Origin of the sequence: Herbaspirillum sp., assembly GCF_017744395.1 — a bacterium.
GTDB lineage: Bacteria > Pseudomonadota > Gammaproteobacteria > Burkholderiales > Burkholderiaceae_D > Herbaspirillum.
Genome location: NZ_JAGIBI010000001.1, coordinates 550627 through 573559, shown reverse-complemented (window position 1 = coordinate 573559; position 22933 = coordinate 550627). Strand labels below are relative to the sequence as shown.

Here is a 22933-nt window from a genome sequence, read left to right as displayed (position 1 = left end):
TCCTATATTTCTTTCTGCTTTTTCAACCCGCTATTGTATTGCCAGATCGGGTCGCAGCGCCTACGGCGCCGCATGAAATATGGGAATCAGGCGATATCAGCTTGCCGCCTGGCCCGCGGGATCGCCGGAATCGGGCTCTTCCAGGCTGATCGCCGCCAACGGCAGGGTCAGCGTCACCCTGGCGCCGCCGGTTTCGATGTTGCTGGCGGCGATCCGTCCGCCCAGCTTGCGGGCGACGTTGACCACGAAGAACAACCCCAGGCCGCGTCCCGGCTTGCCCTTGGTCGACTGGTAAGGCTTGCCGAGCTGGCTGAGCATCCATTCCGGGAAACCGGTCCCGCGGTCGCTCACTTCCATCAGCAGCAAGTCCCCTTCCCGCTTGACCAGCAGCGAGAGCCATTCGGGCGAGACTTCGAAGGCGTTGTCCAGCACATTGCCCAGCATCTGCTTGATGGCCGAGTCGAACACCACCGGCACGTCCTGTTCGATCTGGTTGCGGTACTCGAACGCCGCGACCGGGCGCGATTTGCGCCAGTCCTCGGCCACGCTGTCGAGGAAGGTGTTGAGGGTGGTCTTGACCGAGGATTCGCCGCGCGCTTCGCCGGCCGACAGCAGCACCCCGCTGACGATGGATTTGCAGCGCTGCAGCTGGGCCTCCATCTCGCTGATGTCTTCCAGCAATTCCTCGCGCCGGCTGATTTCCGGCATGCGGCGCCAGTCGCCCAGGATCACCGACAAGGTCGACAGCGGCGTGCCCAGCTCGTGCGCCGCGCCGGACGCCAGGAGGCCCATGCGCACGATGTGGTCCTCTTCGGCGGCGCGCTGGCGCAGGTCGGCCAGCAAGGCGTCGCCGGCGCGCAGGTTGCTGTTGATGCGGGTGATGAAGAACACCAGCAGGCCGGCGTTGAGCAGGAAGCAGATCAGCGTGCCGTCCACATACAGGCTGAACGGGCCGTGGCCTGTGTCGGGCGGCAGCGCCAACGGTTCGGAAAACAGCGCCAGCCCGGCCAGGCAACCGAGGGTAATACCGACGATGGCCCAGCTCGACCAGGGCTTGAGCAGCACCGCCGAGAGGATGATCTGCATCAGGTAGAGGAAGGCGAACGGGTTGGTGATGCCGCCGGAGAGGTAGAGCTGGAAGGTCAGCGCCGCCACGTCCACCAGCAAGGCCAGGAACAGTTCGGCGTTGGTGACGGTGCGGTGCTCATGCCAGCGCAGGTGGCTGGCGATGTTGAAGGCGACCAGGCAGGACAGCACCTCCAGCATATGCGGCAGCGGCAGGCGGATGTCGAACGCCAGCACCACGAAGGCGACGGTGGAAATCTGCCCCAGCACCGCCAGCCAGCGCAGCTGGATCAGCAGCAGCATGTTCTGGTGGCCGGCCGGGTTTTCCTCGCCCTGCCTCAGGCGCTGCCAGCGCTCCTTGAGCGTCCTGGGCTTGCCGGCCCCGCTTGCGTCAGTTGCGCTGGTCATCGTTGTGTCCCCGCCGCGCGCGGCGGCGTTCGTCGCGCACGACCCAATATCCGGCGCCGGCGGCCATCAAGGCCAGCGCATACCAGGTCAGCGCATAGACCAGGTGGCTGTTGTGGAAGGCGATCACGGTCAGCCCGCCGACCGGCTTTTCGGCATCGGGGGCGCCGGCGGCGTTGGCTTGCGAGGAGGCGCGGTCGGCATCGACGAAGTAAGGCGCCACGCGCTCCGGCGCCAGTCCGCGCGCGGCGGCGATGGCCTGGACGTCGCGCGAATACCAGCGGTTCTGCTGCGGCTCGTTGCTGCGCAGGAAGCCGCCGCCCCGCTCGCTCATGCGCACCAGTCCGACCACCTCGATCTGCGGCCCGTTCGGATCGTCCTGGGCGGTGCTGGCGATCAACTTGATCGGCGCGGTGGCGACGAAGCCGCGGTTGACCAGCACCAGGTCGCCGTCGGCGGTCTGCAGCGGGGTCAGCAGCCAGGAACCGCTGCCCAGGTCGGTGCTGGCCTGGACGGCGGTGGTCTTGGCGTACAGGAAGCGGCCGCACAGGCTGACGCGGCGGTATTCGTCGGCGTCCGGCGAGACTTGCGGCCATTGCGCATGTCCCGGCGCCGGCACCGGTTCCGCATGGACGCGGGCATCGACCCGGGCGATCAGCGCCAGCTTCCATTGCAGGCGGTAGACCTGCCAGGTTCCGAGCGCGGCGAAGGCTAAAAACAAAAATCCCGCACAAAGCGCCAGGAAAATCAGGCTGGCTTTTGAGCGGGATGCCGGGGCGGCTTGCGCGCGCCCCGTTCCGTTGCCTTGCGTCACGCGTTTGCGTGGCGGTTGGCTCATTTCGCTTGCGGCGTCGCGTGTTGCATGCCCGGCATGCTTTGCTGCATCGACTGCGGCACGGTTTCGTTAGGCATGTTCTGCGGCGACATGGTCGGCATCATGTTGTGGTTCAGGTGGTACATGACCCACAGCGAGCCGGACAGCGTAATGCCGACGACGACGATGGTAAAGATCATCGACAGCATGTTCCAGCCGCCTTCGGCCTTGCCGTTCATGTGCAGGAAATACTTGATGTGCACCACGATCTGGACGGCGGCGAAGGCCAGCAGCACGATCGCCATGCTGCTCGGGCTTTCGATCTTCTTGCCCATCACCAGCCAGAACGGGATGGCGGTCAGGATGACTGCCAGCACGAAGCCGGTGACGTAGTCTTTCATCGAACCATGCGAACCGTGGTCATCGTGACCGTGGTGATGGTCGTCATGCTGGCCCATCGGGCGGGCCGGGTGTTCTTGGTGGCCGCGGCTCATGGCAGGACTCCCATCAGGTAGACAAAGGTAAAGACGCCGATCCAGACCACGTCCAGGAAGTGCCAGAACATCGACAGGCACATCAGGCGGCGGCCGTTTTCCGGGGTCAGGCCATGCTTGTTGACCTGGAACATCAGCACGATCAGCCAGATGATGCCGAAGCTCACGTGCAGGCCGTGGGTGCCGACCAGCGCGAAGAACGAGGTCAGGAAACCGCTGCGGCCCGGGCCGGCGCCTTCGTGGATCAGGTGCAGGAACTCATACAGTTCGAAGTAGATGAAGCCCGCGCCCAGCAAGCCGGTGACGGCCAGCCAGACCAGCGTGTTCTGCTGCTTCTTGGCCTGCATCGACAGCATGGCGAAGCCGTAGGTGATCGACGACAGCAGCAGCAGCGCGGTGTTGAGCGCCACCAGCGGCAGGTCGAACAGTTCGGCGCCGGTCGGGCCGCCGGCGTAGTTGCGGCCGAGCACGGCATAGCACGCAAACAGGCAGGCGAAGATCAGGCAGTCGCTCATCAGGTAGATCCAGAAGCCCAGCAGGGTGCCGTTCTCCGGATGGTGATGGCGGGTCCAGAAACGCGAGCTTGGCGTCGCGCCGGCCGTGGAGTTAATCGCTTCAGACATGGCTATTCAACAGACGAGTGCGCTCTGCTTCGACACGGACGACTTCGTCGGCCGGGATGTAGTAGTCGCGGTTGTAATTAAAGGTGTGGACGATGGACGCCACCACCACGGCGATGAAGGCGGCCACTGCCGGCAGCCACATGTGCCAGATCATGGCGAAGCCGAATGCGGCCGACAGCGCTGCGATGATGAAGCCGGCGCCGGTGTTCTTCGGCATGTGGATTTCGACGAAGTCGCCCAGCGGACGCTTGTAGTCGTGCTTCTTCATGTCGGTCCAGGCGTCGTTGTCATGCACCACCGGGGTGAACGCGAAGTTATAGGCCGGCGGCGGCGACGAGGTCGACCATTCCAGGGTACGGCCATCCCACGGATCGCCGGTGACGTCGGCCAGCTTCTTGCGGTCGCGGATGGACACGTAGATCTGGATGATGAACGAAGCGATGCCCAGGGCGATCAGGCCGGCGCCCAGCGCGGCGATCACGAACCAGATCTGCAGCGATGGATCGTCGAAGTGGCTCAGGCGGCGGGTCACGCCCATCAGGCCCAGCACGTACAGCGGCATGAAGGCCAGGTAGAAGCCGACCAGCCAGAACCAGAACGAGCAGCGGCCCCAGAAATCGTTGAGCTTGAAGCCGAAGGCCTTCGGGAACCAGAAGTTGATGCCGGCGAACATGCCGAACACCACGCCGCCGATGATCACGTTGTGGAAGTGGGCGATCAGGAACAGGCTGTTGTGCAGCACGAAGTCGGCCGGGGGAACGGCCAGCAGCACGCCGGTCATGCCGCCGATCACGAAGGTGATCATGAAACCGATGGTCCACAGCATGGGCACTTCAAAGCGGATGCGGCCGCGGTACATGGTGAACAGCCAGTTGAAGATCTTGGCGCCGGTCGGGATCGAGATGATCATCGTTGTGATGCCGAAGAACGAGTTCACGCTGGCGCCCGAACCCATCGTGAAGAAGTGGTGCAGCCACACCAGGTACGACAGGATGGTGATCACGACGGTCGCGTACACCATGGAGGTATAGCCGAACAGGCGCTTGCCGCTGAAGGTCGAGACGATCTCGGAGAAGATGCCGAACGCCGGCAGCACCAGGATGTAGACCTCGGGGTGGCCCCAGATCCAGATCAGGTTCACGTACATCATGGCGTTGCCGCCCATGTCGTTGGTGAAGAAGTTAGTGCCGAAGACGCGGTCCAGCGAGAGCATGGCCAGCACGGCGGTCAGGACCGGGAAGGCGGCCACGATCAGCACGTTGGTGCACAGCGAGGTCCAGGTGAAGACGGGCATCTTCATCATGTTCATGCCGGGGGCGCGCATCTTGACGATGGTGACCACCAGGTTGATGCCCGACAGCAGCGTCCCTACCCCGGCCACCTGCAAGGCCCATATGTAGTAGTCGACCCCGACATCCGGGCTGTACAGGATGCCCGACAGCGGCGGGTAGGCCAGCCAGCCGGTGCGGGCGAATTCGCCCACGAACAGCGACGCCATCACCAGCAGCGCGCCGAAGGTGGTCATCCAGAAGCTGAAGTTGTTGAGGAACGGGAACGCCACGTCGCGCGCGCCGATCTGCAGGGGCACGACGTAGTTCATCAGGCCGGTCACCAGGGGCATGGCCACGAAGAAGATCATGATCACGCCGTGGGCGGTGAACACCTGGTCGTAGTGGTGCGGCGGCAGGAAGCCGGGGTTGTCGCCGAAGGCGATGGCTTGCTGCGCGCGCATCATGATGGCGTCGGAGAAACCGCGCAGCAGCATGACGATGGCCAGTACGATGTACATGATGCCGATGCGCTTGTGGTCGATGCTGGTGAACCAGTCGCGCCACAGCATGCCCCACAGGCGATACTTGGTCAGCAGCGCCAGCAACACGATGCCGCCCAGGGCGACTGCGGCGAAGGTGCCGATCAGGATCGGCTCATGGTATGGAATCGCTTCCAGGCTGAGGCGACCGAAGATCAGCTTTATCAGGTCAAAATTGTCGGACATCTTTACTTCCCGGAGAAAAAGGAAACCAGGACGCAGCAACAGGCTGCTGCGCCAATACCGCTTACTGCGCGGCTACTACGCTCGGAACGGTCACTCTTCATGCTTCTGCTGGCCGGGCTTCACGTTCAGGTCGGCGGCCATCATCTTGTCCAGGCAGACCGAATTCGGCTCGACGCAGCGGTTGACGATCGCATGGAACAGGCCGGTGTCGACCTTGCCGAACAGGCGGGCCGGTTCGCGCTCGCTGGGCTTTTCCAGTTGCAGGTAGTCGGCGCGCGTCATGGCGCCGGACTCGGACTTGGCCTTCTTGACCCAGTCGTCAAAGCCCTTCTGGTCCAGGCCGTGGAACTTGAAGCGCATGTGCGAGAAGCCCGCGCCGCTGTAGTTGGCCGAGAAGCCCTCGTATTCGCCGGCCTTGTTGATGACCGCGTGCAGCTTGGTTTCCATGCTCGGCATCGCGTAGATCTGGCCGGCCAGGGCGGGAATGTAGAACGAGTTCATCACGTTGGAGGCGGTGATCTTGAACTGGATCGGGGTATCGACCGGGGCGGCCAGCTCGTTCACGGTAGCAATGCCCTGCTCCGGATAGATGAACAGCCACTTCCAGTCCAGCGCCACCACTTCGACCGTCAGGGTCTTGGTTTCCGGCGGGATCGGGCGTTCCGCATCCAGGCGCGACAGCGGACGGTACGGGTCCAGCGTGTGCGTGGTGATCCAGGTCAGCAGGCCGAGTGCGATGATGATCAGCAGCGGCGCGCCCCAGATGACCAGCTCCAGGCGGGTCGAGTGATCCCACTCGGGCTCGTACGGCGCGGAAGTGTTGCTCTTGCGATAACGCCATGCGAACAGCACGGTCAGCGCGATCACCGGTACGATGATCAGGAGCATCAGGATGGTGGAAATGACGATCAGGCGTCCCTGCTGGGAAGCGATGTCGCCGGAGGGATTCATCACTACGGTGTTGCATCCAGCCAACAAAATAGCGGGCAGGAGGAACAATCCGCGACGGAGTATTTTAGAAACCATGAAGGAAAAGTCCAGTCGTATGTAGCAGAGCATGCTAATGTAACGGCAATAAAGTGTGTTGGCGATTGGACGTTTTGTCCCACCCCGTCATGCAGCACCCGCCGGGTTGGGATTTGTACTGCGACTAAACCTAAACCTCTAATAAGTGGGAGACAAAGCCATGGCAAGCACCAGCATCCACAACGGTCAAGGTTCCAGCGAGTTCCGGCCGCAATCTAACGTCGCCCCCGCAGCCCATGATCATGGGCACATCGAACCAGGTGAAATCGCCGTCGGTGTGGTGATCGGACGCGCGTCCGAATATTTCGACTTTTTCGTATATGCGCTGGCATCCGTGCTGGTGTTTCCGGCCATTTTCTTTCCTTTCGAATACAGGTTGGAAGGCACGCTTTCCGCTTTCGCGATCTTTGCGTTCGCCTTCCTCGCCCGCCCCATAGGGACGGTGATTTTCATGGCGATCCAGCGGGCTTACGGAAGAGAAGTGAAACTGACGCTGGCGCTGTTCCTGCTTGGTTTTTCAACGGCGGGTATTGCATTGCTGCCAACTTATGACCACATAGGCGTCTGGGCCATCATCCTGCTGTCCTTGCTGCGGGTCGGACAGGGCATCGCGCTGGGCGGTGCCTGGGACGGGCTGCCGTCCCTGCTGGCGATGAACGCTCCCCAGAACAAGCGCGGATGGTATGCCGCCCTGGGCCAGCTCGGCGCGCCGCTCGGATTCATCATCGCGGCAAGCCTGTTTGCCTACATGCTGTCGGATCTTACCACGGAAGATTTCCTGGATTGGGGCTGGCGCTTTCCTTTTTATGTGGCTTTCGCCATTAACGTTGTTGCCTTGTTCGCCCGCCTGCGCCTGGTTTCCACGCCGGAATACGCCAAGCTGCTCGACGAGCGCGAGCTGGAACCGGCCGGCGTCGTCGAACTGAGCCGCTCCCAGGGCCGCAACATCATCATCGGCGCCCTCGCCGCGCTGGCCAGCTACGCGTTGTTCCATCTGGTGACGGTGTTCCCGCTGTCCTGGGCCAGCCTGTATTCGCTGCGCTCCATGGATGACTTCCTGATCACCCAGATCATCGGCGCGGCGATCATGGCGCTGGGGATCGTCGCATCGGGCCTGATCGCCGACCGCTTCGGCCGCCGCACCACGCTGGGCACGATGGCGCTGCTGATCGCGATCCTCTCGGCCTTCGTGCCGACCCTGATGAATGGCGGGGAATCCGGCCAGAACACCTTCATCCTGATCGGCTTCGCGCTGCTGGGCCTGTCCTACGGCCAGGCCGCCGGCGCCGTGACCGCCAACTTCCAGCGGAAGTACCGCTACACCGGCGCCGCGCTGACGCAAGACCTGGCCTGGCTGGTGGGCGCCGGTTTCGCCCCGCTGGTGGCGCTGGGCCTGTCGGCGCACTTCGGCCTGGCTTATGTCAGCTTCTACCTGCTGTCCGGCGCGGTCGGCTCGCTGGCGGCGCTGAGCCTGAACCGGGCGCTGGAAGCCAAGGACGATTGATGGCTTGATGCGCCGATAACCGCCGGCAATGCCGGCGTAACCTGCATCGAAGAAAACCCGGAAGCCCGCTTCCGGGTTTTGTTTTTTCGGGCACCTGCGGCGCCTAATCCGGATCGCATGGCCGGTGCTATATTGAATCTCTCTTATCTATATTTGTCCGCCGGCCATGAACTACCTGCTCATCTACGATTTCGTTCCCGACTATCTCGACCGCCGTCCGGCCCACCGCAGCGAACACCTCGCCTTATGCAAGGACGCCGTGGCGCGCGGCGAACTTGCGGCCGGCGGCGCCGTCGGCGATCCGCCCGAAAGCGGCCTGCTGCTGTTCAGGAGTTCGGCCGCCGATGCCGAAGCCTTCGCCGCCGCCGATCCCTACGTCCGCCACGGCCTGGTGACGCGCTGGCAAGTCAAGCCCTGGACCACGGTGGTCGGCATTCCCGAACTGGTGCCCAATCCGCTCTGAGCCGCCACGCCGGCCGAGGATTAAAAACATTCACCTACTGCCGCAAAGGGAAACGGGATAATAAAATCCAGACACCGTCTGCCGGAGACAAAACGGCCGGGCGCACACCGCCCAGGCCGCGCCCGGAACAGGACGCAACAAGGAGACCCGCAATGCCCCCCAGCCAGACATTCGCCCGCACCGTCCGCCATCCGGGAAAGCCGGACCCGGTACGCATCGCCAGCCTGGAAGGCGGCGCCATGCACCGGACTTTCACGCTGGAACCGGGCCGTACGCTGCGCGACGCCATGCACATCCCGCTGGACAAAGCCGGCATCGCCGGCGGCACCGTGCGCTTTGAAAACCTGAAAGTGGCGCCGCTCCATTTCCTGATGCCGGCCCTGGCCGTGGACGACCAGCACGCCGCCTTCTACAGCGCGCCCCACGCCATCGAAAAGGGCACGGTCATCGAATTCGCCTGCGCCACCTACGGCCGCAAGGACGGCCAACCCTTCGTGCACTGCCATGCCGTCTGGCGCGGCAGCGACGGCCAACGCCAGGGCGGCCACATGCTGATGGACCAGACCATCGTGGCCGAAGCCTGCCAGGCGCAAGCCTGGGGCCTGCATGACGCCACCATGGCGACCAAATACGACCCGGAAACCAATTTCACGCTGTTCCATCCCACCCGCCTGGAAGGCCGCGAACGTGCCGCCCAGGGCAAGCGCATCGTACTGGCCCGCATCCGCCCGGATGAGGACCTGACCATGGCCATCGAAGACGTGTGCCGCTCGCACGGCATCGCGCACGCCGTCATCCGCGGCAGCGTCGGCAGCATCATCGGCGCCGATTTCGAGGACGGCCGGGTGCTGGAAGACCGCGCCACCGAAATCCTGGTGCGCTCGGGCGAAGTCAGGAGCGGCCCGGATGGCTTGCGCGCGCAGCTGGACATCGCGCTGATCAATCCCGAGGGCAAGGTCTGCGAAGGCGTGCTGGCGCGCGGCCGCAATCCGGTGCTGATCTGCTTCGAACTGGTGATCGAAGAGCAGTGACAATGAAAAACGCCGCCGTCGCGATGACGGGCGGCGTCCCGCAAACCGCGGAAAACGCGGCCTGCGCCCTCCTTCAACCTTGAAGCATCAGGCGCCGACCAGCTTCTTGAACGTCGGCAGCACCGCGTCGCCCTTGAACGGCTTGACGATCCAGCCCTTGATGCCGGCCGCCTTGCCGCGCTCTTTCATGATCGGCGAATTCTCGGTGGTCAGCATGATGATATTGACGCTGGCATTGCCCAGTTCGCCGCGGATCTTCTCGGCCATGGTCAGCCCGTCCATGTTGGGCATGTTGACGTCGGAGACCACCAGCTTGATGCCCGGGTCGCCCTTGAGCTTGCTCAGGCCGTCGCGGCCGTCCACGGCCAGCGCCACGTCCAGGCCGTTCTTTTTCAGGAAATCGCCGACCTCGGCGCGCACCGTGCTTGAATCGTCTACGACCAGAATTTGTGCCATGTTGTTGTCTCTCTCGATAATCAAGTTGAATTTGAATTTGAAATTGAAACGGGTGCACCGGGCGCCCGGTCAGAACAGCTCCAGCTCGCCGGTGCCGGCATCGGCTTCTTCCTCCGACACCGAAAAATCCATCTCCGCGTAGGCCGATACGCACAGCGTGACGTGAAAACGCGGCGCCTCTGGCATATCCACCGCCAGGTGGCGCAGGTGGCCGACGTTGAGCGTCTGCAGGTAGGCCGCGCAATTCTTGTCGATCACGTTCGGCGTCGACATGCCCAGGTGCGGATAGAAACGCCCCAGGTCGCGGTTCAGGATGCCGCAGCACAGGTTGCCGCACTCGGCGATGGCGTCCATGAAGGCCTGCTCCGACATATCTTCCGGATCGACCCGGTTCAGCCGCGCGAAATGCGCTTTGGTGGCGGCGTCCGGCGTGAAATAGAACATCACCATCAGGCGGAACAGGTAGGACGAAACCGTCAGCACCACGATTTTCTTTTCGCGGATGGCCGACACGTCGTCGATGGCCGTCATCTCGGCCGCAGCGCCGTCGGGCACCAGGCTGGTCCTGAGCGCCTGCCGCAGCAGCGTGTCGAAACCGTCCCTGGCGGCCTGGCTGATCAAGGCGTTATCCATCGTCAGGCCGCCTCCGCCAGGGTTTCCCGGGTCTTCTTGTTGATCAGGTCCAGGCCGATCACGGCGCCCATGATCATCTTGCCGCCGGCCTGCAGGTCCTGGAAGGTGGTGGTGGTGATCAGGTCGTTCTGGTACAGGTTGGCGCGGTAGCTCTTGGAGAGCTTTTCGGCGCGCTGCGCCAGGTCGCGCACCTCGGACGCCACCACCGCGAAGCCGCGGCCGTGCGCGCCGGCCCGGGCCGCTTCGATGGAGGCATTGAGGGCGACGATGATGACCTGGTTGACGATCAGCGCGAACTCGTCGTTCTTGCGGTGCATCTCGCGGTTATGCGAAATCAGCACGTTCATGTCGTCGTGCCAGCGCTCGAATGTGCGCATCAGGCCCAGCAGCTTGGAAATCGTGTCCTGCGAGGCGTCGCAGTTTTCCATCACGCGCGCCATGTTTTGCGAATTCTGCTCGCTCAGGCGCGCCACCAGCGCCTCGCTCTCGCCGCGCATCTCGGCCATGCGGCGCTCGCCTTCCAGGCGCTCCGCCTCGATATGCCGCTGATGCTCGGCCACGTCGCGCTGCTGCTCCTGCAGCGTCTGCTGCACATTGCGCTTCAAGGACTCCACCTGCGCCAGGTCGATCATGCGCGCGGCGCGGACCTTCTGGCGGCGCCACAGCACCGCCATCGGCACGCCCGCCAGCAAGGCGCCCAGCGCCAGGAAAAGTATCGAATTCCACACCATCACATTCATTTCTCACCACCGTTACTTCATCTTCATACCGGCGCCGACCTGCGGCATCGGGACAAGCGCCCTTCCCGCCCGCTCACGCCACCTGCGGATCGCCGCCCTGCGGCAGGTTCACCGCCGGCGCAGCCTGCTCGTAGCCGGCCACCGGATACGGCACATCGATGCCATCCACCTCCACCGCCACGTTCTCGGGCAGCATCACGATGATCTGGAACGCCCGGTAAGCGGCGCCCTCATCCGCGTCGGTGAAACGGATCTCGATCTTGCCGTGCTCGCGGGTGACGAAATCCAGCACCGCATCCATGCCCACGCCACGGCCGGACACCTCGGTCACTTCGCTGCGGGTCGAAAAGCCCGGCTGCATGATCAGTCGCGCCAGTTCGGCATCGGTCATGGCCTGGTGGATGCCGATCAGGTTCTTCTCGACGGCGATCTGGCGCACGCGCTCCAGCGCCAGGCCGCGGCCGTCGTCGGACAGCGCCATCTGGAACATGTTGTCCATCACGCCCATTTCCAGCTTGATCGTGCCGGCTTCCGGCTTGCCCTTGGCCACGCGCTCCGCCACGCTTTCCAGGCCGTGGTCCATCGCATTGCGAATCAGGTGCATGAACACGTTCTGCAGCAGCGGCGAAGCGAAACTGTGCACCACATAACCGTTGTCTTCGATCTCCACCACCGGCGCCGCCTTGCCCAGGTCGGCCGCCAGCGCCGGCAGCGAGGCGGTCACCGGCGCCAGCACGTCCTGCACGCTCTCGGTGCCCAGCAGGCGCAGCGTGCGGCGCACTTCGTTGCGCACCGCCACCATCTCATGCAGGTTGGCGGTATTGACGGTTTCCAGGCGGTGCAGGCTTTCCTGGATGTGCTTGCGGTCGACGGTCATCACATGGCGCTCGTAGCCTGCGCCCGCATCGGCCGGTTCGGCCGCCGCGCCGCGCCCCAGGGTGACGTCGTTGATGCGCGCGTAGCGGTCGATGGTCTCGCGCACTTGCGCCAGTTGCAGCAGCAGGTGTTCCTGGCTCCAGACGGCGCCGGTTTCCGGATGGCGCAGGTCGTCGTAATGCTGTTCGGCCTCGTGCACCACGTTGGCCAGGTGCAGCAGGCCGTAGGTGCGGCCGTTGCCCTTGATGGTGTGCATGTTGCGGAACAGCTTGGCGATCGCGAATGCGGTGGCTTCCGGGTTCTGGTGCACGATCTGCTCGTTCTCGTCGAGGAAGCGGCGCGCGCTGCCGATGAATTCGCCGAACTTGGCCGGCGCCACCGCCAGGATCTCGCCGATCATTTCCAGCTCGCGCTTTTGCTCATTGGCTTCGGCCGCCAACTGGCGCAGCTCGGTGACGTCGCGCACGCACAGCATCAGGCGGATCACCGTGTCGTTGCCGTCGGTGATCGGCGACCACGACAGGTCGAGGATCTTCTTGCCGCCGCCGGCCATGGTCTTCTCGACTTCGCCCACCATCAGGTGTTCGTTGAATTCGAAGTTCATCACGTCTTCGCCGATGCAGGCGCCGCCGATGGCTTCGATCTGCGACAGCGTGTCGGCGCCGAGGTTGGTGCCGGAGAACACCAGCTCCATCAGGTCGCGGCCGGCGATGTCGGTGGTCTCGAACACGGTTTCGAGGAAGGCTGAATATTCGGGGTGGATCTTGTTGCCATCGACGATGGTCAGGATGCCCTGCGGGATGTTCTGCAGCATGGCCTGCATGTCGGCGGTCTTCTGGCGCACCTGGGCGGACGCCTCTTCGATCTTTTCCACCATGCCGTTGAAGGCGACGATGGAATGCCCGACTTCATCCATGCGCTGCACCGGCAGGCGGCGGCTGAAGTCCTGGCTGGAAGCGATCTCGCCCATCATGCTCGACATGCGGCTGATCGGGCCGGTGATCTGGCGGTACAGCAGGAAACCGATGCCGCCCAGCAGCGCCACGGCCACCGCGGTGACGATCGAGATCGTGGTCGTGGTCGATTCCAGCTTGCCGTTGAGCGAGGTGATGGCGGCATCCTTGAAGCGGTTCTTTTCGATGCGCAGGGTGTTGACGATGCCTTCCAGCTCGACCTGGTACTGCATCACGCCGCCGAAGAACTGCGCCTGGGCGATCTCGTTCTTGCCGGCCAGCTTGAACCTGGCGGTATTGTCGATGGCGCCGAAGTAGTTATCGAGGCTCTCGCGCGCCTGCTCGACCAGGCCGCGCTGGGCAACGCTGCCAGCATGCTTGGCCTGCGTCTCCAGGGCCTTTTCCAGCACCGCCTTTTTCTCGGCCAGCTTTTCATTTTCCTGGGCGACCAGCTGGTTGTCGGCTTCGGTGACCATCACCATCGCCGCCAGCTGCACATCCTTCAACTGCCCCATCAGGTCGGATGAGGCCAGCACGCTCGGCATCACCCCTTCCGTGACCGACTTGACCTCCGCCGCGCTGTCGCGGGATTGGATCATCGCGTAGCCGCCGATGCCGGCGATGGCGATGAATGTGAGTATGACGAGCAGCGTGATGCGCAGACGGATGGTCATTGAGTTCCCCTTGTGATGGCGATCCTTGGCGCAGTTTCACGATCTTCCCTGGAACGTGAACAAAAAATCAGGCCGTAGCGGATGCGGGGCGGATTGTTGCATCGAAGTATTACTACTCAATGACAATAAAATTGTCGAACCATATCGAAAAATATGACTCGCATTTTTGGCATGATGGAATTGCCCGCATCCCGGCGCATCGCCGGCGGGCAAGAGAAGGAAGAAAAGCAAGAAAAGGAAAAAGAACAGCGGCCTCAGCGGCGAGTCCGCCTGCTGTTCCACAACTTGAGCGCCAATGCCGCCCAGATCAGCAGGAACAAGGTATTGCACGGCAACCAGATCATCTGGGTCCAGATGTAGTCGCTGACCCAGCGCGATACCGTCTCCCGGCATCCGCAATAGCGCTCGGCATACAGCAGTTCGCCGGATTGGCGCGCCGATGCGTACTGCACCCACAAGAAGGCCTGTACAAGCGGAATCAGGATCACTCCCAGGATGCACCAGCGCCTCGCCCTGCGTTGCCGCTCCGGTTCGCGTGAAAGCATGCCTGGTACGCCCCCGTACCCGCCCATTGCGTCGCCGTGCATTTTTTCCCCTTGCACTTGCATGTGTTTTTCGCCCCTGGATCACCGCGCGGCCGCCTGCAAGGCGCCCTTTGCCGCATAGCAATCGTCCCCCGGCGCCCCTGCGGGAAACCGGTGTTGTATTCCAATCTGGATGAAGGTATCGGACAGGCAGGCAAGGCAAAGACAGGCTCGCATTTCAGCGAAGCCGGGAGATGGAACGACATTCCCCATTCCGGGCCGCCGGAGACAGCTATTCAAGCGCCAAGTCAGGCCGTCTCAAGAGCAAACCGGTGTTTGCTCACACAATAGAACACTTGCCCAGAGCCAATACGATACGTTTCGTCTCGGATTCTAGGTGCAAATTATCTTGCGCTCAACAAAATTTACGATTGTTAGCTCGAAATTTATTCGGTCCTGTGATTACTGCGTGAGGGGATGTTCAAGGGAGATACTACTGAGCACCAGGTCCAATTGCGCATTGATCTGGTGTTCTTCGATGCCGGCGCTACCGGTAAGAAGCCGCTGCAACAAGGGGGCGTACAGCAGATCGAATACCAGGTTCAGGTCCAATCCGTCCCTGAACTCGCCGCGTTGGGCGCCGCGGCGCAGTGCCTCCACCAGCGCCGAACGGCGCGGTTCCAGATAACTGTCGTTGAAGATGCGCTTGGTTTCATCATCGAACTGCGCCAGCGCGATCATCTCCCGCACCACGCGCCCGCTCTTGCCGCGCAACAGCTGCGCCAGGCGGGTGATATGGTCTTCGATATCGCGGCGGGCCGAACCGCTGTCGCCGATCGGCGGCAACGGATCGACCGCGCGCAGCAGCGCTTCCATCGCCAGCGCGCTCTTGCTGGACCACCAGCGGTAAATGGTCGCCTTGCCCACGCCTGCGCGCGCGGCCACCCCTTCCAGCGACAGCTTGTCGAAGCCAATCTCCTCGAGCATCACATAGGTGGCGTCAAGGATGGCGTCGTGGCTGACCGCGTTCCTGCGGCGGCCGGTGGCCGGATCGGAAATGAAGGTGAGAGAAATGATGCGCTCCAGTGACAATGACAGGTAATCCGTGTTGTATAACGGCATGCCTGGCGACAACTTGAGCGCTTTCGCCAGCAAAAGGCTGGCGCTGCGGCAATACGCGGGGAGAAAGCTTGCCTGGGTCATCCGCCGAATCGGGCGGACCCAGTCTTTAAAAATTAAATCAAATAAAATCAATAAGATAAGATTTTTATTTAAAGTAATTTATTAAATAAATTATTCAATCGCTCCATCCAGCAGCCTTCCCGTGCGATCGAAACGCGGCAGGTAGCCGCGTTCGGCATCCAGTGAAAAAGCGATGCGGCGCGTGCGCCCCATCAGTTCGTCGCGACCGAAGAAACCGTAGAAGCGCGAGTCGGCGCTGTTGTCCCGGTTGTCGCCCAGCATCAGGTAATGGTCGGCCGGCACCACCACCGGGCCGTAGCTGCTGTGCAGGCTGGGATGCGATTCCGACAGGCGCACCAGGTGGGACATGCCGCCCAGGCGCTCATCGCGGTAAGCGGCAGGATCGCCGCCATCCCCCGGCAGCGCCTGCATCGCGGCGCGGCTGTAGCTGGCGGCCTGGCCATTGATGTACAGGACGTTTTCGCGCAGCTCCACCACGTCACCCGGCAGGCCGATCACGCGCTTCAACAGCAATTCGCCGGCCTGCTTCGAATCGACGGTGACGATATCGCCCCGCTTGGGTTCATTCAGCCGGGCAATGCGGATATGGGTCAGCGGCACGCGCAGGTCGTAGGCCATCTTGTCGACCAGGATGCGGTCGCCTATCAGCACCGTCGGCAGCATCGAACCGCTGGGCACCATGTTGTAGTCGGCGATGGCGCTGCGGAACACCACCATCAGGGCCATGAACACCAACACGCCCTTGTACTCGCCCAGCAGGTTCTTGACCGGTTTCATGGAGCTCTCTTTCTTGTTTGATGAAAAATCGGGGATGAACAGCTAATGCGGCAAGCGACGCTCCGGTTGACTTAGGCCCATCCGGGCAGGCGTTGTCAGCGCCACTGCGCCGGCGCCGAACGCAGCGGCGATGCCGGCAGGTCCCAGCTCATCGGGATGCCGGTGATCGACAGCGGCGCACGCAAGCGGCGCGCCGGTCCCCACACGGTGTTTTCCTCGGCGGCATCGACGTCGCCGGCCTGCTCGGCCGCGAACGCCGGTTCCGCGCCTTGCGGGAGATGCGCTGCCAGCAACTGCCCCGTGCGCGCCAACGACAAGCGGTACTCGCAGCCCTGCCCGGCCTGCTGCCGGCGCGCCAGGCCGCGCAACGCCGACGCCGCCATCAGGTAGCCGGTGGCATGGTCCAGCGCCTGCACCGGCAACGGCGTCGGCTTGTCGCGGCCCAGCAGGCGCATGCCGGCATCGGCGATTCCCGAACTCATCTGCACCAGGCTGTCGAAACCGCGCCGGCCGGCCCAGGGGCCGCTCCAGCCATAGGCGTCCAGCGCCACATCCACCAGCGCCGGATTGAGCTGGCGCCGGCGCGCCGCGCCCAGCCCCAAATCTTCCAGCGCCTGCGAACGGTAACCATGCACCAGCACATCGGCTTGCGCCAGCAGTTGCTCCAGCGCGCTGCGCCCTTCCGGCTGGCGCAAGTCGAGATGGGCGCAACGCTTGCCCAATGTCATCTCCGGCACCACGCCCGGTTCATTCCAGGAAGCGGGATCGATGCGCAGCACCTCGGCGCCGAATGCCGCAAGGAAGCGCGTGGCGGTCGGTCCCGCCAGCACCCGGGTCAGGTCCAGCACGCGAACGCCAGCCAGCGGCCGCGCCGGATCGGCCGGCACGGTACGCCGCCAGCCGGCATCGAACGCCCGATGCGCCACCAGCGGCTCGGCGGCCACCGCCTGCCCCTGCGGATGCCCGGCCCATTGGGACTGGCTGCGCATCTCGGCCGCGCATCCCTTGTTGCCGACGATGGCGGTCTCCAGCTCCCCCGCATTCCAGCGCGCCACGGCCTCGGCCACCTGTTCGCGCGATGCCTGTTGCACATCCAGCCCCAGCACCTGCAGCGCCGCGGCCCGGTGGTGCGGCGCATTGGTATGCAGCCTGATCCAGCCGTCGGCGCTGCGGTAGTCGCCCGCCACCGAATCCCACAGCGGCGGCGGCGCCCAGCCCTGGCCCCGCAACGAGCTGGAAAACCACATCGACGCCAATCGGCGGTCGCATGCCAGCGCCGGCAAGGCGCCACCTGATGCGGCCAGTTCGGCCACCGCCAGCCCCGCTGCCGCCACCGAAGCCTGCGCCAGGTCGCTGACAGCAAATACGGAAGGCAAGGCGCCGTCGCCGACCATCTGTACACGGGACAACGCGGCCTGCGGGCCATCCAGCGCGCTCCATATTTCATCCAGCATGGCTGCGGCCACCGGCGAGTTTGCCATGACGGAAGATGGTGAGGGCATAGAGGACTCCTTCTCATGGTGAGGTTGATGCGGGAATGCGCTATCGATAACGCACATTGCCAACAATGAATATAAATCGTTTCCCTGCAGCTTGCCGGCTGGGGCATACGGCATGCCAGCGGTCCAAAGATGGCAATGCAAACGAAAGTTAATTTTTGTGAATAAGAATTATTACTATTATAATTACGCGTCCAAATCCAGCTTCCTCCGCCACGATACCCGGTTGATCCGCATTCATTCGATGCCCCGTTCGCTCCTCCCGTTCAGTCCCAAATCTCACAGTATCGTGGCTTATTTCAGCAATCCGCCCCTGGGCGGCTCCTTGGAGCAGGTTTACTTCAGCCGTCACGGCTGGCCATGGCGCAAGCCGGGTTTGCGCGAGGACGCCGCCGAACTGGCGCATGCCACCTCCTTGCGCCCATTTTCCGGCAAGCCAGCCGACGCCTTGCCGCTTCCCCATTCCTACCTTCACCGCTTTCATCGGAGAACATAAGCATGAAACTATTCGGATTCCTTAACGCCCTGCTGTTGTCGGCCACCGGCCTGATGGCCGGCGTGCTGCCCGCCGCGAGCCACGCCGCGCCCCCTGCAGCCGCCAAGAAAATATTGCTGGTGGTGCGCATGGAAGGAAAAAGCCTTCCGATCGACCAGAAGATCCAGCAGCACCTTGCCTCACGCGGTTACATCGTCACGCTGCACAGCCAATACGCCCCGGTAGAAGCGGCGCAGGATAGCGACCTGGTGATTCTCTCGTCGACCGTGCGTTCGCGCGACCTGCTGGGCGCCTATCGCAATGTCACGGTGCCCATGCTCACCTGGGAGAGCGACTTGCTCGATGACCTCGGCATGAGCGGCAAACACGCTGATACCGATTTCGGCAAGACCGAAAAGGAGCGTTATGTCTGGCTCGTCAATGCGCCGCATCCGATGGCCGCGGGGCTGCCGGCGGGCGTGATCAATGTCTATGAAAAGCCCGCGCCGATGAACTGGGGCAAGCCTGGGTTGGGCGCTTCAATCATCGCCACGCTGTATGGACATCCGGACAAGGCCGTCATCTTCGGTTACGAGAAAGGCGCCACGATGGACTACGAATCGCTGGCGCCCGCGCGCCGGGTCATGTTCTTCCTCGATAACGAAACCTTCCCCAACCTGTCTGCTTCCGGCCTCAAGCTGTTCGACGCTGCCGTCGATTGGGCCGTGGACGCGCGCTAAATCCACCACACTTCCTGACTACGCCTGAATTCCATCATGACAAGCGAACTCTTCCGCCGCAAAAATAAAATGTTGCTTGGCCTCTCCCTGATGTCTGCCACCCTCCCCCTTTCGGGTTGGGCGCAAACCACCGATACTGCGGAGAGCGGCCTGAAACCGATCCAGGTGGTGGGCGACAGGGAGCAGGACAACGAGCAAAGCTACACGGCGCACACTGCGCCCAGCGTACTGCGTTCCAATGATCCCTTGTTCGAAACCGCTCAATCGATCACCGTCATTACCGGGCAGCAAATCGAGCAAAAGCAGGCCAGGACGGTAGCCGAAGCCCTGGACGGTGTGGCGGGCGTCACCTCCGGCATGTATGGAAAACGCGGTTGGGATGACTTCATGATCCGGGGCCAGATCTCCTCCGCCCAGACCTATATCGACGGCTTGCGTGCCCAGACATCCACCAACGTCCTGCGATCGGAAGACATCTACGGCGTGGGCTCCATCGAAGTCGTCAAGGGGCCGACGTCGGTCGGTTATGGATTGGCGCTGCCCGGCGGCCTGGTCAACCTGACCACCAAGCGCCCCGAGGGGGAAACCTCCTACCGCGCTGGCGTGAGCTATGGCAGCTATAACCAGAAGGATGCCACCGTTGACATCAACGTGGCCCCCAACGACAGCAGCAAGGGCGCATACCGCCTGGTGGCCCATGTCTACGACCAGGAGGATCCGACCGATTACGTCTACTTCAAGGGGCAATACGTAGCAGGGTCGTACAACTTCGATTTGGGTTCGAAGGATGAGCTCTCTGTCATTGCCAGCTACCAGCATCGCGAATACATCCGCAACCAGGGCGTCCCGCTGAACTGGACCGGGAAATACAGCCGCAGCATCTTCATCGGCGAACCGGACCATCCCTACATCGTGGATTCCTACCGTGTCGGCAGCAACTACACCCACTATTTCGGCAACGGCTGGACATTCAAGAACAACTTTGCCGTCACCAAGGGCCGCAGCTGGACCAATTCGGTGTTTGCCGCCTCATCGGCTGCGTTCCCCAATGTTGCACGCCAGCTCAACTACCAGGACAAGAAGGATCTCAACATTGCGATGGATAACTACTTCCAACGCAATTTCGATTTTGGCCGAGCCAAGTACGAAGTGGTCACGGGCCTCGACATGATGCGGGAACGCAGCGATTACTATAAGCGCACCGACAACGTCAACGCGCTCAACGCGAATACCCTGAACTACGGAAACCTCATCACGACCAAGGTGGGAGCGCCGTCTCGTGACGTGACCTACACCCAATACGCCGGCCTGTATCTGCGCAATACGATCAAGGTCGATAACCGGTGGATTATCGGCTTATCGGGCCGGCATGACTGGGCTCAGGTGAAAGTCGATCCCCTGGTCGGAAGCGACGCCAGGGTAAACAGCTCCGAGCACGCATTTACCGGCAGTGCCTCGCTGATGTACCGGATCAACGAATCCTTCGCGCCCTATGTCAGCTATTCGACATCGTTCATGCCGAACACCGACCTGGGTACCGATGGCGTATTGCTGAAACCTGAAACAGGCAAGCAAACCGAAGCCGGTTTGAAGTTCCAGGGGTTCAACCAGCGCCTGCAGGGCTATGTGGCAGTCTATGACCTGACGCGCCGGAACGTGGATGAAGCCGTTGCAAACACAAATTACTATATCCAGATAGGCGAACAGGTCACCAGGGGCTTTGAAGCGGAAGCAAGCGCCTCGTTGACCAGGCAGTGGAATGTTTCCGCATCGTATAGCTACATTCCGTTCGCGAAAACGACTGAAAGCGTAACGGCCAGCAGCATCGGCCAACGGATCAATCTGGTTCCTAAAAATGCGGCCGGCTTATTCACCCAATATTATTTCAACCCCAACAAACTGGGCTGGAACATGGGTGCCGGCATGCATTACCAAAGCGCCAGCACATCGCAACGCAGCCCCAATTTTGTCGCCATTGCGGGACGTACCGTGTTCGATGTCAATAGCGGTTACGAGGCAGATTCCTGGGGCATGAAATTCAGCATCAAGAACCTGTTCGACAGGCAATACATCCAGGGCACGACGCCGGCGGCGACACTGATCACCTTCGGCGCCCCGCGGACTTTCCTGCTGACGGCGACGTTCAAGTATTGAATCATCTGCCTGTCCGGGCGAACGCCGGGGCAGGTGGATGAATACCTGAAAAGCCTCCATCCATGGCGGAACTGACAAAATTGTCATATTGACGTCAGCCTGACGTTGAGCACAGGGTATTAGATTAACGGGAGTCAGGGCCTGTTTCACAATGAAACGGGTTCTAAGCCATGGCCGGCGCCAGCATGCGGGGGCGTGCAGCGGCGGCCGGTCCGTCACCCGAACATCATCATGCATCCTATGGCCGTCCCGTTTCGCCGCGCTGCCACCAGCTCCAACGCCAGTCATCTCACTCATCCCAACTACAGATCCCCCTTCCGCGCCACCCGGGGAATGACTGCGCTGGCGCTGGCCGCGCTGCTGGCGGGTTGCGCCGTCGGCCCCGACTATGTCAGGCCGGCGATGGAGCTGCCGCAGGCCTACAAGGAAGACGGCCCGTGGAAAGTCGCCGCACCCGGCCAGATCGACAGCAACCAGCGCTGGTGGGAAGCCTATCGCGACCCCTTCCTCAACGACCTGATCGACCAGGCCAACGCCGCCAACCAGAACATCCGCCAGGCCGAGGCGCAATATCGCCAGGCCCAGGCCACTGCGCAGATCGCGCGCGCCAGCCTGTGGCCCACCATCGGCGCGGCCGGCGCCGCCAGCCGCGCGCAGACCAATACCAACGGCACGCAACGCCTGGCCGACAACTACAGCGTGGGCCTCAATGCCGCCTGGGAAGCCGATATATGGGGCCGTATCCGGCGCGGCGCCGAAGCCGGCGATGCCGGCGCCCAGGCCAGCGCCGCCAGCCTGGCCGCCGCGCGCCTGTCGATCCAGGCCACGCTGGCGCAGGATTACCTGCAACTGCGCGTGGCCGACCTGCAAAAAGACCTGTACCGCCGCACTGTCGAGGCCTACACCCGTTCATTCCAGCTGACCAGCTACCAGTACGAAGCCGGCACCGCGCTGCGCTCCGACGTGGCCCAGGCCGAAACCCAATTGCGCTCGGCCCAGGCCCAGTTGATCGATCTCGACGCCACCCGCAACCAGCTTGAGCACGCCATCGCCATCCTGGTCGGCCGTGCGCCCGCCGCCTTCACGCTGCAGGCGCTGCCGGCCGCGACTGCCGATACTGGCGGCATGGCGCTGGACGGCAACGCCCTGCGCCTGCAAGCCAGCCTGCCGCAGATCCCGACCGGGCTGCCGTCCGACTTGCTGGAGCGCCGTCCCGACATCGCCAACGCTGAACGGCTGGCGGCGGCCGCCAACGCCAACATCGGCGTGGCGCGCGCGGCTTACTTCCCGACTCTGACGCTGTCGGCCAGCGGCGGCTACAACAGCGTGGCCTTCTCCCAGTTGTTCGACACCCCCAGCCGGGTCTGGTCGCTGGGCGCGGCGCTGGCCGCCACCATTTTCGATGGCGGCGCCCGCAGCGCCCGCAACGACCAGGCCGTGGCGGCCTATGACGCCGCCGTGGCGCAATACAAGCAGACCGTGCTGGGCGGCTTGCAGGAAGTGGAAGACAACCTCTCCACCCTGCGCGTGCTCGATCAGGAAAGTGCAGTGCAGGCACAAGCCGTCCAGGCCGCGCAACTGAGCGAACGGCTGGCGCTGAGCCAATACCAGGCCGGCACCGCGACCTACCTGTCGGTGGCGACCGCCCAGGCAACCGCCCTGACCAACCAGCGCAATGCCGTCACCTTGCTGGGCCGCCAACTGGTGGCCAGCGTAGCGCTGATCAAGGCTACCGGCGGCGGCTGGCATGCAGGCCAGGCAGAACCGCTCGCGTCGCAACCGGCAGCGCGTTAAACACCCGACATACC

The 22933-nt window shown here is 63.0% G+C and carries 21 protein-coding genes; 7 read left to right on the top strand and 14 right to left on the bottom strand.

All coding sequences use genetic code 11. The features are described 5' to 3' along the window. Nucleotides 1–96: 96 nt before the first annotated feature. From J7548_RS02635 to cyoA, 6 genes are all read right to left on the bottom strand, one after another. Nucleotides 97–1473, bottom strand: a complete 1377-nt coding sequence (locus J7548_RS02635) for an ATP-binding protein (RefSeq protein WP_290969954.1) — start codon at nucleotides 1471–1473, stop codon at nucleotides 97–99. After that, on the bottom strand, nucleotides 1457–2308 hold the full coding sequence (locus J7548_RS02630; protein ID WP_290969951.1) for an SURF1 family protein: 852 nt from the start codon (nucleotides 2306–2308) through the stop codon (nucleotides 1457–1459). Before J7548_RS02630 ends, J7548_RS02635 begins: the two co-directional genes overlap by 17 nt. Continuing rightward, nucleotides 2305–2778 (bottom strand): cytochrome o ubiquinol oxidase subunit IV, encoded by a 474-nt coding sequence (cyoD, locus tag J7548_RS02625; RefSeq protein WP_290969948.1) that lies wholly within the window; start codon nucleotides 2776–2778, stop codon nucleotides 2305–2307. Before cyoD ends, J7548_RS02630 begins: the two co-directional genes overlap by 4 nt. Continuing rightward, nucleotides 2775–3401, bottom strand: a complete 627-nt coding sequence (cyoC, locus tag J7548_RS02620) for a cytochrome o ubiquinol oxidase subunit III (RefSeq protein ID WP_290969946.1) — start codon at nucleotides 3399–3401, stop codon at nucleotides 2775–2777. The genes cyoD and cyoC overlap by 4 nt, the downstream gene beginning before the upstream one ends. Next, nucleotides 3394–5397 (bottom strand): cytochrome o ubiquinol oxidase subunit I, encoded by a 2004-nt coding sequence (gene cyoB / locus J7548_RS02615; protein ID WP_290969943.1) that lies wholly within the window; start codon nucleotides 5395–5397, stop codon nucleotides 3394–3396. The genes cyoC and cyoB overlap by 8 nt, the downstream gene beginning before the upstream one ends. 90 nt (nucleotides 5398–5487) lie before the next feature. Further along, on the bottom strand, nucleotides 5488–6423 hold the full coding sequence (cyoA, locus tag J7548_RS02610) for a ubiquinol oxidase subunit II (RefSeq protein ID WP_290969940.1): 936 nt from the start codon (nucleotides 6421–6423) through the stop codon (nucleotides 5488–5490). A gap of 160 nt (nucleotides 6424–6583) precedes the next feature. On the opposite strand from cyoA, the gene J7548_RS02605 reads away from it, so the two are divergent. The 3 genes from J7548_RS02605 (at nucleotide 6584) to J7548_RS02595 (ending at nucleotide 9421) form a co-directional block, all read left to right on the top strand. Continuing rightward, nucleotides 6584–7927, top strand: a complete 1344-nt coding sequence (locus J7548_RS02605; protein WP_290969937.1) for an MFS transporter — start codon at nucleotides 6584–6586, stop codon at nucleotides 7925–7927. Nucleotides 7928–8093: 166 nt separating this feature from the next. Further along, nucleotides 8094–8390 (top strand): YciI-like protein, encoded by a 297-nt coding sequence (locus J7548_RS02600; RefSeq protein ID WP_290969934.1) that lies wholly within the window; start codon nucleotides 8094–8096, stop codon nucleotides 8388–8390. Between the two features lie 152 nt (nucleotides 8391–8542). Further along, a complete protein-coding gene (locus J7548_RS02595; protein WP_290969931.1) occupies nucleotides 8543–9421 on the top strand; it encodes a DUF296 domain-containing protein in 879 nt (292 codons plus the stop codon). Between the two features lie 87 nt (nucleotides 9422–9508). On the opposite strand, the gene J7548_RS02590 is transcribed toward J7548_RS02595, so the two are convergent. The 8 genes from J7548_RS02590 to J7548_RS02555 all read right to left on the bottom strand — a co-directional run bounded on the left by J7548_RS02590 (nucleotide 9509) and on the right by J7548_RS02555 (nucleotide 17759). Then, complete coding sequence (locus tag J7548_RS02590) at nucleotides 9509–9877, bottom strand: response regulator (RefSeq protein WP_290969927.1); 369 nt, start codon at nucleotides 9875–9877, stop codon at nucleotides 9509–9511. 69 nt (nucleotides 9878–9946) lie between these two features. Continuing rightward, entirely contained in the window at nucleotides 9947–10510 is a 564-nt protein-coding gene (locus J7548_RS02585; RefSeq protein ID WP_290969924.1) for a hypothetical protein, read from the bottom strand. Between the two features lie 2 nt (nucleotides 10511–10512). Beyond that, nucleotides 10513–11238 carry a methyl-accepting chemotaxis protein gene (locus J7548_RS02580; protein ID WP_290971581.1) on the bottom strand — a complete coding sequence of 242 codons (726 nt, stop codon included), beginning with the start codon at nucleotides 11236–11238 and terminating at the stop codon, nucleotides 10513–10515. Nucleotides 11239–11323: 85 nt separating this feature from the next. Next, nucleotides 11324–13753, bottom strand: a complete 2430-nt coding sequence (locus J7548_RS02575; protein ID WP_290969921.1) for an ATP-binding protein — start codon at nucleotides 13751–13753, stop codon at nucleotides 11324–11326. A gap of 254 nt (nucleotides 13754–14007) precedes the next feature. Then, nucleotides 14008–14298: a hypothetical protein gene (locus J7548_RS02570; RefSeq protein ID WP_290969919.1), complete on the bottom strand. Its 291-nt coding sequence runs from the start codon at nucleotides 14296–14298 to the stop codon at nucleotides 14008–14010. A gap of 441 nt (nucleotides 14299–14739) precedes the next feature. Then, nucleotides 14740–15399, bottom strand: a complete 660-nt coding sequence (locus J7548_RS02565; protein ID WP_290969916.1) for a TetR/AcrR family transcriptional regulator — start codon at nucleotides 15397–15399, stop codon at nucleotides 14740–14742. Between the two features lie 171 nt (nucleotides 15400–15570). Further along, nucleotides 15571–16257 carry a signal peptidase I gene (gene lepB / locus J7548_RS02560; RefSeq protein WP_290969913.1) on the bottom strand — a complete coding sequence of 229 codons (687 nt, stop codon included), beginning with the start codon at nucleotides 16255–16257 and terminating at the stop codon, nucleotides 15571–15573. Between the two features lie 95 nt (nucleotides 16258–16352). After that, nucleotides 16353–17759 carry a CoA transferase gene (locus J7548_RS02555; RefSeq protein WP_290969910.1) on the bottom strand — a complete coding sequence of 469 codons (1407 nt, stop codon included), beginning with the start codon at nucleotides 17757–17759 and terminating at the stop codon, nucleotides 16353–16355. A 157-nt stretch (nucleotides 17760–17916) separates the two neighbouring features. On the opposite strand from J7548_RS02555, the gene J7548_RS02550 reads away from it, so the two are divergent. The 4 genes from J7548_RS02550 (at nucleotide 17917) to J7548_RS02535 (ending at nucleotide 22919) form a co-directional block, all read left to right on the top strand. Then, nucleotides 17917–18252: a hypothetical protein gene (locus tag J7548_RS02550; protein ID WP_290969908.1), complete on the top strand. Its 336-nt coding sequence runs from the start codon at nucleotides 17917–17919 to the stop codon at nucleotides 18250–18252. 2 nt (nucleotides 18253–18254) lie between these two features. Further along, on the top strand, nucleotides 18255–18971 hold the full coding sequence (locus tag J7548_RS02545; RefSeq protein ID WP_290969905.1) for a hypothetical protein: 717 nt from the start codon (nucleotides 18255–18257) through the stop codon (nucleotides 18969–18971). 36 nt (nucleotides 18972–19007) lie between these two features. Then, nucleotides 19008–21125, top strand: a complete 2118-nt coding sequence (locus tag J7548_RS02540; RefSeq protein ID WP_290969902.1) for a TonB-dependent siderophore receptor — start codon at nucleotides 19008–19010, stop codon at nucleotides 21123–21125. Nucleotides 21126–21356: 231 nt separating this feature from the next. Continuing rightward, entirely contained in the window at nucleotides 21357–22919 is a 1563-nt protein-coding gene (locus tag J7548_RS02535) for an efflux transporter outer membrane subunit (protein ID WP_290969899.1), read from the top strand. Nucleotides 22920–22933: the final 14 nt, after the last annotated feature.